10 protein-coding genes are annotated in these 12,629 nt (G+C 34.0%); 5 read left to right on the forward strand and 5 right to left on the reverse strand.

Annotated elements, in window-relative coordinates; translation table 11 throughout:
• Positions 1–79 precede the first annotated feature (79 nt).
• The 4 genes from ACFSRZ_RS01575 to ACFSRZ_RS01590 are packed head-to-tail and all read left to right on the forward strand — an operon-like array spanning position 80 to position 3,602.
• The gene (locus ACFSRZ_RS01575; RefSeq protein WP_379664762.1) at positions 80–814 is read left to right on the forward strand and encodes a DUF4178 domain-containing protein; all 735 of its coding nucleotides are present in this window, start codon (positions 80–82) and stop codon (positions 812–814) included.
• The gene (locus tag ACFSRZ_RS01580; protein WP_379664763.1) at positions 804–1,727 is read left to right on the forward strand and encodes a DUF350 domain-containing protein; all 924 of its coding nucleotides are present in this window, start codon (positions 804–806) and stop codon (positions 1,725–1,727) included. The genes ACFSRZ_RS01575 and ACFSRZ_RS01580 overlap by 11 nt, the downstream gene beginning before the upstream one ends.
• Positions 1,728–3,284, forward strand: a complete 1,557-nt coding sequence (locus ACFSRZ_RS01585) for a polyamine aminopropyltransferase (RefSeq protein ID WP_379664764.1) — start codon at positions 1,728–1,730, stop codon at positions 3,282–3,284. It begins immediately after the preceding gene.
• Positions 3,285–3,290: 6 nt separating this feature from the next.
• Positions 3,291–3,602, forward strand: coding sequence for an S-adenosylmethionine decarboxylase (locus tag ACFSRZ_RS01590; protein ID WP_379664765.1), 312 nt, complete (start codon positions 3,291–3,293; stop codon positions 3,600–3,602).
• Here ACFSRZ_RS01590 and ACFSRZ_RS01595 read toward each other — a convergent pair.
• Complete coding sequence (locus ACFSRZ_RS01595) at positions 3,599–8,023, reverse strand: translocation/assembly module TamB domain-containing protein (protein ID WP_379664766.1); 4,425 nt, start codon at positions 8,021–8,023, stop codon at positions 3,599–3,601. The genes ACFSRZ_RS01590 and ACFSRZ_RS01595 overlap by 4 nt on opposite strands.
• Positions 8,024–8,212: 189 nt before the next feature.
• Between ACFSRZ_RS01595 and tsaD the strand changes: the two genes are divergently transcribed.
• Positions 8,213–9,238 (forward strand): tRNA (adenosine(37)-N6)-threonylcarbamoyltransferase complex transferase subunit TsaD, encoded by a 1,026-nt coding sequence (gene tsaD / locus ACFSRZ_RS01600; protein WP_379664767.1) that lies wholly within the window; start codon positions 8,213–8,215, stop codon positions 9,236–9,238.
• A gap of 39 nt (positions 9,239–9,277) precedes the next feature.
• On the opposite strand, the gene ACFSRZ_RS01605 is transcribed toward tsaD, so the two are convergent.
• The 4 genes from ACFSRZ_RS01605 to ACFSRZ_RS01620 form a co-directional block, all read right to left on the reverse strand.
• Positions 9,278–9,910, reverse strand: a complete 633-nt coding sequence (locus ACFSRZ_RS01605) for a thioredoxin family protein (protein WP_379664768.1) — start codon at positions 9,908–9,910, stop codon at positions 9,278–9,280.
• Positions 9,911–9,915: 5 nt separating this feature from the next.
• A complete protein-coding gene (locus ACFSRZ_RS01610; protein WP_379664769.1) occupies positions 9,916–10,452 on the reverse strand; it encodes a TlpA disulfide reductase family protein in 537 nt (178 codons plus the stop codon).
• Positions 10,453–10,515: 63 nt separating this feature from the next.
• Entirely contained in the window at positions 10,516–11,721 is a 1,206-nt protein-coding gene (locus tag ACFSRZ_RS01615) for an MFS transporter (RefSeq protein WP_379664770.1), read from the reverse strand.
• A gap of 21 nt (positions 11,722–11,742) precedes the next feature.
• A complete protein-coding gene (locus ACFSRZ_RS01620) occupies positions 11,743–12,525 on the reverse strand; it encodes a S1/P1 nuclease (RefSeq protein ID WP_379664771.1) in 783 nt (260 codons plus the stop codon).
• Positions 12,526–12,629: the final 104 nt, after the last annotated feature.

Consider the following 12,629-nt stretch of genomic DNA (forward strand, 5'->3'; position numbering starts at 1 on the left):
AATTCTTATAATTTCAATACATTAGTAGCAAAATGCTATAAGAATATCCTATTGAAAAAAATTGCACCAATAAATCAATATGAATCAACAAAGAACAACAATTAGTGATATCCAAAGGGGTTCTACTTTTAGATACAATAATGAAGTTTGGAAAGTTACAGAGATCTACAGATACGAATGGAATGACGGATCTAAGTCTAAAGAGTTTAAGATCAAATCTAAAACCGGAGCTGTAAGGTATCTTGAAACCGAACTGAATGACAATGAAGAACTCGTCTGTAGAATATGGATCGATATCAGATATAAAAATCTAAGGCATAAGTGGCGAAAAAAAGAAGCTACTGCCGAATATTTTTCGTTTAATGGAAAATCTTACCCTAAAAAGATACATCATGATGGAGAAGATATGTTCTATTTCGATCAATCTTCGGGATACTGTTCCTACGGGTTTACCAGAGAAAGTGTAGATTCACTAACCTATGCTACTCAAGATAAAAAGCATTATCTATCTCTTGAAGTATGGGAAGACGAAAAAGAACTTTCATACGGAACGCTGATCGACGAATCCAGTATCACAAATATTACAGAGGGTAAAAAAGGAGTGAGTGATTATGGAATTGTTCGAGTAATTGGTAGGAGCATTTCATGGGTTGTTATTGGGTTTTTCATTTTTATTGTTGCAATGATGGATTCATGCGACACCTCATTTGGTTCAAATTCTGGTGATCCTTATTATGAGAATGATTCTTCCAGAGTGAACAAGTCTAACAGAAATTATTACAGAAACAGAAACTCTAGAGGATATGGAAAGTAACATCATTTTAGAAGACAACACTTGGCTGTGGATCGTAAACACACTATTTTACTTAAGCCTTTATTTTTTGATTTTTGTCATTTCCAATGCCATTTTCAAATTCAAATACAGAAAAAAAGGAATTGACGTTAACAGCGAACTCACGGTTAAGGACAATGCTGCCTTTTCTATATTAACAGTAGGATATTACCTTGGAGTATTGATCATCTTTTTGGGTGTGATTCAAGGACATTCTGCAGGCTATTTAGAAGATGCTCTAATCATAAGTTCTTATAGCATGATTGGTATATTACTACTCTTATTAGCCTCCATTTTTAACGAGAAAGTCATCTTCATTAAAAAATTCAAGTTTTATAAAGAGATTATTAGAGATGAGAACAAAGGAACCGGGTTTATAGAGGCTGCTAATTTTATTGGGTCTGCTCTTATCATTTATGGTGCTATTACAGGAACTACCATTAACTTTTTTGCAGAACTAGAAGAGATAGGATTGTTTCTTTCCGGTTGTATTAGTCTAATTGCCTTTTGGATACTTGGTCAATTACTTTTGTTCCTTTTTTTCAAAATTTACGCAAAGTATTCACCTTACAATGTTTTCAAACAACTTGAAGAAGACAATGAAGCTGTAGGGATTGTATACTCTAGTATCTTTATATCTATCTCCTATTTATATTCTCAGGCGATCAAAGGAAATCTTGAATCGTGGGAACTGATGCTGGAGAACATTGCCTATTATCTTGTTTTAGGACTTATACTATTGCCTGTTTCCAGATTTATTATTGATAAGATCATCTTACCTAAAAGTTCTCTTACAGATGAAATTGTACATCAAGAAATTCCAAACAAAGGAGCTGCAATTATTGAAGCGTTTGCCTATATAGGAAGTGCTATTTTAATTAGTTACTGTATATAAATGAAAAGTGTTCATGTAAAAAAGAGAGCTCTTTTTACAGCACTATTTGCCACAGGATTATCCGGTATAGTTGCTGAATATTGTTTTGCTACTTTATCTACATATTTTATTGGAGATTCAGTAAAACAATGGTCTATTGTGATATCTCTTATGCTTTTTAGCATGGGGGTTGGAAGCAGGATTACCAGATCTATCAAGACCAATCTTTTTCAGTACTTTATTTTAACGGAACTCATTCTGTCTCTTGTTGTTTCTTTTTCTGCGGTTTCAACCTATTTTTTATTTTCATATGTAGAATACATTGGGCTTTACATCTATTCCATGTCGTGTCTTACGGGAGCTTTGATTGGTATGGAACTACCTCTTGCTATGAGGCTAAACAACGAGTTTCAGGAATTGAAGTTGAATGTTTCCAATGTTTTAGAGAAAGATTACTACGGTAGTTTGATCGGAGGTTTGTTCTTTGTTTTTGTCGGACTGCCTTATTTGGGTCTAACCTACACTCCTTTCATTCTTGGTAGCATCAACTTGTTTACAGCTATTATTCTTTTGGTTGTTTTCAAAGACAAGTTCACTCAAAAAATGAATAGAGTTTTCTCTATAGGTTCTATTGTACTTTTGACCTTAGTTGTATCTGGAAGTTATTTTTCAGAAAAGATCATTTTGCATGGAGAACAATTAAAGTTCAGTGACAAGATCGTTTACCAAGAGCAATCTATGTATCAAAAAATTGTGGTGACTCAGTGGAAGAATGATTACTGGCTATACTTAAACGACAATCTTCAATTCTCTACATTTGATGAACCTCTGTATCACGAAGTAATTGTACATCCTGTGATGCAATTGTTAAACAACCCTCGCAGAATCTTGATCTTAGGTGGTGGTGATGGTTGTGCTGCAAGAGAACTATTAAAGTACGAGAGTCTTAGTGAGATCACCTTGGTAGATCTCGACAAAAAATTGACAGACCTTTTCACTGAAAATTCTGAATTTGCAAAGATCAACAACCAATCATTATCCAATGAAAAAGTAACTATTGTAAATCAAGATGGCTTTAACTTTCTAGAAAATACTCAGGAGTTCTATGATCTCATCATTGTTGACCTTCCTGATCCCAGAAGTGTTGAGCTATCAAGATTGTATTCTAAAGAGTTTTACCAACTATGTCGTTTAAAGCTGACTCCTAAAGGAGGTATTATAACTCAGGCCGGAAGTCCTTACTATACACCTAAAGCTTTTCAGTGCATCAACATTACCATGCAGAGTGCTAATTTCAGTACATTACCTATTCACAATCAAATTTTGTCTATGGGTGAATGGGGATGGATTATTGGCACCAAAGAAGAAAAAAGCAAAGATCAGATGATCAAGTTATTGGCTAACTATAAAGACGGCCAAATAAAAACCCAATGGCTTAATAAGGAATCCATGAAATTGATTACCTCTTTTGGAAAGGATTTCTATTTAAAAAACAAAAAGAACTCGTTGGAAGAAAATAGCATTAACAACCCTGTTCTATATAAATATTATGAGCAAGGAAATTGGGATACATATTGATAATATATGGAGAAGAAATTGAACTATACCGAAGTACAACCTCAGATGTTTCATTATGAAACATGGGTAGACACAGCTAATGAAAATATATTGAAAGACCTATTAGAAAAAATCATTATCTCTTCAGGGTTTACGGTTGTAAGTTTTTCAGAACATTATTTTCCTGTCAAAGGATATACGTGTATTTGGTTATTGGCAGAGAGTCATGTTGCCTTGCATACATTTCCAGAGAAGGAAACATCTTTTGTACAAGTAAGCAGTTGTAATTCTGAGAAGTTAGAACTCTTTAAACAAGCTCCTTTTCTAAATACACTTTAGTTATCTTTAAAATTGATCAATCGTTTGTGAGGTGTTATAATTGAATCTTTCTTTTTCTTAACCTTCTTTGTTTTTTCTTTTTTCTTCAAACCAACTTTTTGAAGTAATTCTGACAATGTATTGAAGTTTACCTGATAAGAAAGTCCAATCCCTTGAGTGTAACCTTCTTCCTGTGCAGAGTATTGAATCTCATTTTGCCTGTTAAAGATTACCCCTCTAAAGTTACCTGATTCGTTTAGCAATACCTCAACTTTTACCTCTCCTACCACACTCGATTGTGTTTGTGTTCCTACCGGAACCCCTACCTTTCCATTTATGATTACCCTGTCACTTACTTGCGTTCTTACAGAGAAATCAACACGATCGCCTATATTTAAATTGGTTTGTGGGTTTTGATTGTCGTCTGTGGTATAATTGAATCCGATTTGAACATTTTGACTACTAATTAAATCTGACAGTATAGATCCTACTACGTTTGAAGTTGTTCCGGTTACCAAACCACTTCCGTTGATGTTATTATTGTTAGGATTGAAAAAGTTACCAAAAGCCAATAAAGAAACGAATTGTCTCATTTTCGAGTTGATATCGTTGTCATTCAATATAAAATCTAACTCAGAGTTAATAGTCGATTCTGTGTTGGGTATGTTTATATCAAACTCTTGATTCGAATTGAATAAACTACCGGATATCTTGGTGATCAATTCAACATCAACTTGCCTGTTTGCATTAAAGTTTTCTAACAGTACAGCAGGATTGGCTTGTGTTGTATACACCGCAGTTACGTTCAAGTTAGCTTCATAAGGGCTACCACTCCATGAAATGGTTCCTCCTTTTAAAATAGAAAAAGGTTTATTGATAACTCCTCCATATTTAAAGTTATAGAATCCGTTGTCAATGGTGAAATCTCCAAACATATTGAACTTCCCTCTCGTATTGATCTCTATCCTTAGATCTCCTGTTCCGCTTCCTTTCAATTCGCTTCCGTTCACCTCATCAATCACAACTTGAGCCACGGCATCTTTAGTTACTTCCAAATTGATATTCAGAGAGACTCCTTCAATGGCTTCAATAGCTAATTCTTTTTGAATATCTTCAGCTTTCTTTTCAGATTTAAAATGAATCAATCTATAGTTGTCTACAGAAGCAATATCCTTTAAAGGAATTACAAAAAGAGTTTCGGGTTTTGTTTTTGCATTGACATCGATAAAGATGTTCTTGGTTAAACCATAGATATTAGCTTCTCCTTCAATAAAGCCTTTACCATAATACAAGGCTTCTTCAGAATCTTCCGTATCCAGCACCAAAAGGTTATCAGAATTGATCCGTAAATTCAAGTACCAAAGGTCAAAATTCTGGTGCGTGATGTCTCCATTCAAATACCCTATGGTTTCATGCTTGGTGTCCTTTAATTTTATATCATTGAATTCAAACGACTGCTCTTTCAAAATAACGGCGGCATCTCCATCAAAATCATAATCAACATTCAGGTAAGGGAACTTCATTCCTGCATCTTTCAATACCAAACCTCCATACATATCCGGATTTCTCAAATATCCTTTTAATGTAAAATCTCCTGAAGCCGATCCTCTAAGGCTGGATAAAACATCTTCTCCTAATGGGCTAAAAGCACTCAACTCAAAGTCTTTCATAAAGACTCTTAAATCTATTTCAGGTCTGGCTTTGGAAAAATCGATTTCTCCTGTAGCATCAATACTCTTTGCTCGTTCTCTATTCAAAGACAACCCCACATTGTATTTCTCATAAGAGTTATTTCCTGTAACATTTAGTAATAAAGAATCTCCTTGCTTTACATTATTGATATAAAAATCTTTTACCTTTAAAACTCCTTCTGGACTGTACAAACTATCTTTCTGCGTAAAATCTACAATACCACTTAACCTTCCTTTAAACGATAAACTATCTACCTTAGGCAAGAAACTTTCTAGAGAAACATTGGTGAATTTTGCCTTTAGATCTTTGTAAGTAGAATCTCGAAGAACACCCCTAAAATTAATCTCTTGATCTTTTGCCTTCATTAAAAATGGTGAGAAAATATACTCGTTTGCTTTAACATCAAAGACTACTTTATTATCCTTATCGTCATTAGGGTTAATGCTCCAATTATTGTTATTGAAATTAAAGTTAGATTTCTGAATACCCACCACAGATTTTTTATCCTCATTGATGGTAAAATAAAAATCTAAATTGAAATCTTCTCTAGCTTGATCCCCTCCCAAGAAAGTCGACTTAAAGAAAAGCGTATCATTCTGAGTGATGTTTACCAAGTTAAGTTTAGACACATCATAGTATGGTGTTTTTAACTTCTTAGCTGTTAAAAACGAGTCGTACGGAAGTTTTGGGTTTTTGTTATCTGTTCTTAGCAACAATGTATCAATTGTATTTCCGTATGCTGTTATTCTAGGTGATGAAATCGTAAGTTTTAAATGATCGTTATCTGCATTAATTCTTCCTTTGATGGTTGTATTGGGAGCAATGGAAACCTCTGGGAAGAAAACCTCTACAATCTGATTGTAAATGGTAAAATCAAAGCTCAAAAACTGGTGTGGCGCTACTTTGTATGGGTTATAATTCGAATAAATACTTCCCAATGCATTTTGTGTAATCGATAACAGCTCTTCAAAGTTGAAGTTTCCTTCTATATCTCCTTTAACAATATCCTCAGAATCTATTCTGATCTTTTTTACACCATCCTGAATATTTGAAAGCACCAAAAATTGCTTGAAAGGATACGTATCTTTTTGGTTCTTGTACTCTACATTCTTAAAGTTAGCCAGTCCAACAATATCATTCAATGTATTTCCTTTCATATCTAACTTGATGAGTCCTTTAAACTCAGAAATACTGTCTTTTGTGTAAAGCCCTGTTGCCTTTAAATCTGCATAAACGATATCTGCATTGAAATCAAATCTATTCTCCTCTCCAGAAAAATCGGCCTCTCCGTTAAACTCCATCTTTAAATTGGCGTCTTCTACATCTAACTTTCCATTGAATAAATTATTTGCATACTTCCCGTTTACATTGATATTTTGATATGCATAATCTTTAAACTCTAACTCAGTAGCATCACCAATCAATGTTGTATTGATATTGTCTATACGAAAGCCTTTCCCATCAATTACATCACCTTTAAAGGTAAAGGTCCCAAACAAAGGGTCGTTGAAGAATTTTCCTAAGTCGAACTTTATAAATTCTATTTCTCCTTCGTAAGTTGCCTCATCTATATCTCCAAAATTTGTAATCTCCATATCAGAAATTACTTCTCCAATTTCTGAACTGATATCTAGTGTTGCCTCAATAGTTTCCGGAGTTAACTTAGTAATACCCGACAAGGTAAAACCTCCTAACCTTTGAAATTCTGTGGGAAGAGTTTTTCCTAAAAGGTTGGGTAAAATAGCTTTTAGCTTGTAATAATCTGCTGTTACATTTTCTAAATCTGATGTAAAAATAAACCCATATTCATCATTCACTGCATTGATAAAGTTTAGGTTTCCATAGATTCGGATTCCTTTATCTGAGTTCAATTTTAAATTGGTGGCCGAAAAGTTGTTCAGAGATCCATGCAAATTCGTTGTAAAATGCAATACGTCATCGCCACTTAACTCATTGTATAATTTTTTCAGATCTAGTACAGAGAGATAACTTTTATCAAAAACAGCATCTACTTCTACAAGTTCATTAAAGTTTCCAAGGTTCTCCCGTTTATAATCAAATCTGATCTCTGCTTTTAAATAGGAATGAGGAGTTTTTACCGTAGTATGTTTAAACACCATTGCTTCCTTAGAATAAGAAAAATCAGTAGTTAAACTTGTAATATCTACACCTCTGTTGTCTGTAAAGTATAGGCCGCGTATTTTGGTAGACACATTAGGTCCTTCTATTTTAAAATCTTGCAGACTTCCTCCTCCGTTATAAGCTGCAAATGCCAGAGGCACTACATCATTATCATCCTCATGTCTAAAATTCAAATCTTCAAGAAAGATGTTTGACGTTCTTAAAAGAAAAGGAGCTGCTGTAGAATCTCTTGGATTGTCATCTTCAAACTTATCTGTAAAAACAGTCAGGTTGTCTAGCTCTTCTCCTTTGTAGGTTTTCAAATGAAAGTTAATACCCTTCATAGAAACACTTCCCAAGTCTACTTTGTTATCCATGATCTTCTTTGCGTTGACCAACGAAGTTCTAAGACGATCAATAAAGATCAACGTGTCTTTGTGATGATCACGAATCTCTACTCCTTTCAGCGCTACAGTTCCCAATAAGGACAGGTCTACTTTCTTTATGACCAAATCGGTCCCGTAATCCTCATTAATATTCTTAGTGACAATACTGGCAAGCTTAGTTTGAACAGCAGGAATAGAGAAAAGAATAACGAGGAAGAGAAGGAAAAGTACAATGTACTTCAACCACTTTAATGCTATTTTCCCAGCTTTTTTGATAAATAATTTTAATTAACAGTTCCTCTTACAAAAAAATAAACGCAAAAATAGAGCCTTTCTATACAAAGTACGATAAAATTAACAAACTATTAAATTTCTGATTCAAAAAACAACCGAACAAATGTATAATGGTTAATTTTGTCAATCGTAAAGATCATGCAAGAAAAAACATACATTTTAGGAATCGAATCATCCTGTGATGATACCAGTGCAGCTGTCATTTGTGATGGCGTAGTTTTAAGTAATGTAATTGCCAACCAAGAAGTACATGCCCAGTACGGAGGTGTAGTGCCTGAATTAGCCTCAAGAGCGCATCAACAAAATATTGTTCCTGTTGTGCAACAGGCTATAGAAAAGGCAGGCATTACCAAAGAAGACCTTAGTGCTATTTCTTTTACTAAAGGTCCGGGATTAATGGGATCGTTATTGGTAGGAACTTCTTTTGCCAAATCATTAGCATTGGGATTGAATATTCCTTTAATTGATGTGAATCACATGCAAGCTCATGTATTGGCTCATTTCATTAAAGAAGAAGATGCTAAAATGCCTCCGTTTCCTTTTATCTGTTTAACAATTAGTGGTGGACACACACAGATTGTTAAAATGAATGGCTATTTTGATATTGAAATCCTAGGTGAAACTATTGATGATGCTGTAGGTGAGGCTTTTGATAAATCAGCAAAGATTTTAGGATTGCCTTATCCCGGAGGACCACTTATAGATAAATATGCTCAGTTAGGAAACCCAAAAGCATATTCTTTTACAAAACCTAAAGTAGGTGATCTAGAGTTTAGTTTTAGTGGTTTAAAAACAGGTATTCTTTATTTCATTCAAAGGAATGTAAAAGAAGACCCAAACTTTATTAAAGATAATTTATATGACATCTGTGCTTCTATTCAACATACGATCATTGAAATCTTAATGGATAAGTTGAAGAATGCTGTGAAGCAAACAGGTATTCAGCACATTGCTATTGCCGGAGGGGTTTCTGCAAATTCTGAAATACGAAAGCGATTAGGATTGGCAGAAAAACATTGGGGTTGGAATACATACATTCCTAAATTTCAATACACAACAGACAATGCTGCCATGATAGCTATTACAGGTTATCTAAAATACTTAGAAGGAAGTTTTTCTGAGATCTCTACTAAAGCTGAAGCACGATTAAAAGTAACTGAATAACAGAATTCATAAAAAAAGCGAGCATCAGCTCGCTTTTTTTTATCTGTAATTCGATTTTTTTCCGAGAGTTTTAATTGAGCATCCTATCGCTCTTGTGTATGTCTTAGCTGGTTTCTTACCTTTCAACAATGCATCTACTGCATCTTCAACATACTTTTCTGTTACTCTAGACGCATCTCTAGAACTGTTATCGATAGCTCCAATATATTCTACGATGTTTTTCTTTCCGTCTTTTCTCAGGATGTATACATGAGGAGTTTTAGTTGCTCCGTATTTTGGATATACTTTTTGTCCTTTATCAAATAAATAAGGAAATGTAAATCCTTTTTCTTTAGCTCTTACTTTCATAGAAGCCATGTCGTCTCCTTTTTTTGCAGCCGGATCATTTGGGTTGATAGCAATTACCGGGTATCCTTTTTTCTTGTATTTCTTATCTAAAGCAATGATTCTGTCTTCATTTGCTACAGAATAAGGACATGTATTGCATGTAAATACTACAATAAATCCTTTTGCTTTGCTATAATCTGATAAAGAGACCATTTTCCCGTCTATGTTCTCCAATTTAAAATCAGTAGCCACATCTCCAACCTTATACCCATCTCCAGGCCCCGTTGTAAATGCAGTTGCTATAGTAAAAACTGCAAGCACAAGTAATGTTTTGATTGTTTTCATAATAGTTAATTAATAAATGATTGTACTTCTTTTTGTAATTCTTCTTCAGTAAAAGACTGCTCAAAAAATTTGCGTTCTCCTCTACTGTAAATAAGTGTTGCCGGTAATGCTCCGGACCATTTCTCACTTATATCTCCAATCCAAAATTGCTCGTTAACGTCGTCTAATAAAACAACTTTCGATTGTATATTCTTCTTGGCAATGAAAGGTAATAGTTTGGTTTCCTTTTTCTTAGGAAAATCCAAACTCACTAATAAGACCTCTACATTTTTGTCTTTGTATTCTTTATTGATCTTTTCAAAGTATGGTAGCTCTTTTACACAAGGAGCACACCAAGTAGCCCAAAAATTCACAACATATACCTTGTCGTCATTTTTATGAAGCATGGGTTTCAATTGCTCGTAATTTAATGTTGGAACGTCTGCGGTAAGGTTCTTTGCAACTGTTTCTTTTGCATTGACAACAGATGTTGTTTTGTTGGCTTCTTTCTTACATGAAAAAAGAAATAAAGCACAACAAGCTACTAACAAAAAGTTTTTCATAATGAATAAAAATACAAAATAAGGAACCTCTTCATATGTTTATTAACGAAACCTTAACAGGCTCTATGATTTCGTAAGGTGTCTCTTATCAAAAATTATCAATACCAATACAAAAATGCTCAGTCCAAAAAATGCAGTCATTCCCAACTCAAAAATACCTTTGTGTGATTCATCTATTAGCGAATCGTTGGATAAGAACCTATCCAAAATTTTGGAAGGAATAAAGACCAAACTGGCTACAATTGCCAGATACTTGGGGTTACTGTATTTTGTAATAATGGAATATAAAACAGGTGCAATTAAAATTTCAGCTATGGTGAAAAAAGTTGTGGCAATTATAAATGTACTTACCGTAGTATTTGATTCTTGACCGTAATTGAAGTGCAAATAACAAAATGCTCCAAACCCTGCTAAGCATCCTAAGATAATCTTTACATAAGAACTCGTATACACCTTAGTCCAAACAATTGCCAGAATAATTCCTAAGATCACAACCAAACCGATATTTAAAGTTCCTGAACCTGAGAATATAATACTGTCTCCGACTATTTCTTTTGCTGTTCTTTCCATATCAAACATCACTGTAGCAGAAAGACTATATACATTCCAGAACATGGTAACTGCTAAAATCCCAACAGTTATGAAAAGAACACTCTTACCTAGCAAGAATTCTGAACTCTTTTCATAAACTTCATTTATCCTTTTAGCAAATAATGGAAGTGCTACTGAAAGTATCATGAACCCTCCTGCAATTGCAAAACCAATCCTAAAATCTTTTTCTGCAAAGAGTCCTATAAAAAGAACTCCAAAGAATGATCCTATATTGATGAGTGCGTACAAAAGTGTAAATCCTGAATCAAGAAGTTTCGTATTCTTCAGGAAAGATTTTCCGTAAATCGCTATAAAATTAGAAGAGTAAAATCCCGTACCTAAAACGATCAATACAAGTCCAGTATATAGTCCCGTTTTGTTTGAAAAACACAAAGCAAAACAGCCTAAAACTTGTACCAAACCTCCTAAAAGTAACGCTCTTTTATTCTTTAAAAGAAGATCTCCGAGAACTCCTCCTATAATTTGAGATATTAAAACAGCACTAGCAAACAACCCATAAAGTTCAATAGCTTCTATATCTGACATCTTATGAGTTTCTCCAATCATATAAAGAACCAACAATGCTCTTACTCCATAGAAGGATGTTCTTTCAAACATTCTTGAGAAAGCAAGAAAAAAATGATCGCTCGTGTATGTTGCTTTTTGTAATTTTTCCATAGCAGCTTTTTTAGTATTAGATTATCCGAATAATTCATTTAAGACTTTCGCCAAACGCAATCCCCCTTTTTGCAACTGGGATTTTACAGTATCAAAATGATCATACATATATCTGTAACTCAAGTTTTCATCTGCTTTTGCCGAATCGTAGATCTTCATTGTAAGTACTCTGGTTTCTTTTACCCAATCTAAAACAGATCCTTGCTGAATTGCTTTCACTTGTTTTTTAGAAAGTGTGTTTAAGTTTGAAGAAAGCTCAGAATAGCTCATATCAAACTGGTCTAACATTTTAGAGTCCCACACAGAATGTAAGTTTGTATTTCTTCTAAACCACTGAACTTTAATTGCATTTCCTCCCCTATCTTCTGCTCTTCCTATATGTAACGGTTGATGCAAATCACCTATCAAGTGCACCAATAATTTTAAATAAAACACCTTGTCTTCTTTTGATGCGTTTGGATCTTGAATTACCTCTTTGCATTTTTTAATTCCTTGAATCAAATCTCCTTTAGGATTCTTTTTTGAGGTTTCATAGGTTTCTCCATCTTTGAAATTCACATAATGCCAAGGCTTGAATTTGTCGTATTTTCTGTCAGATTTAATTTCATCTGCATAGGTAGACAAGATAGCCAACCCTTCTTTCCCTAGTAGCTTTTCTAGGTTCTTTTTTGCTCTTTTGCTTAAATTCTGAGATGCAATTTCACCTACAACTCGATGCCCCGTCTGTCCCCAATACAGATCATTATCATTTGCAAACACAAACAAGCTAACGAATAAAAAAAGGGATAAGATTCTGAATTTCATGGTCTTTATTTTGATGATTGATTGCTGCTAAGTTAAAAAATATGTGGTTTTAACGTTTGGAAATATCAAAAATATTTTTATATCTTTACGATATCATTTTGATA

It is taken from the genome of Pseudotenacibaculum haliotis (genome assembly GCF_042684245.1).
Lineage (GTDB): Bacteria > Bacteroidota > Bacteroidia > Flavobacteriales > Flavobacteriaceae > Polaribacter > Polaribacter haliotis_A.

Excerpts from the sequence above, each read along its gene's own strand:
- ACFSRZ_RS01620 (WP_379664771.1), bottom strand. The coding sequence starts at position 12,525 with ATGAAATTCAGAATCTTATCCCTTTTTTTATTCGTTAGCTTGTTTGTG.
- ACFSRZ_RS01610 (WP_379664769.1), bottom strand. The coding sequence starts at position 10,452 with ATGAAAAACTTTTTGTTAGTAGCTTGTTGTGCTTTATTTCTTTTTTCA.
- ACFSRZ_RS01580 (WP_379664763.1), top strand. The coding sequence starts at position 804 with ATGGAAAGTAACATCATTTTAGAAGACAACACTTGGCTGTGGATCGTA.
- tsaD (WP_379664767.1), top strand. The coding sequence starts at position 8,213 with ATGCAAGAAAAAACATACATTTTAGGAATCGAATCATCCTGTGATGAT.
- ACFSRZ_RS01575 (WP_379664762.1), top strand. The coding sequence starts at position 80 with ATGAATCAACAAAGAACAACAATTAGTGATATCCAAAGGGGTTCTACT.
- ACFSRZ_RS01585 (WP_379664764.1), top strand. The coding sequence starts at position 1,728 with ATGAAAAGTGTTCATGTAAAAAAGAGAGCTCTTTTTACAGCACTATTT.
- ACFSRZ_RS01590 (WP_379664765.1), top strand. The coding sequence starts at position 3,291 with ATGGAGAAGAAATTGAACTATACCGAAGTACAACCTCAGATGTTTCAT.
- ACFSRZ_RS01615 (WP_379664770.1), bottom strand. The coding sequence starts at position 11,721 with ATGGAAAAATTACAAAAAGCAACATACACGAGCGATCATTTTTTTCTT.
- ACFSRZ_RS01605 (WP_379664768.1), bottom strand. The coding sequence starts at position 9,910 with ATGAAAACAATCAAAACATTACTTGTGCTTGCAGTTTTTACTATAGCA.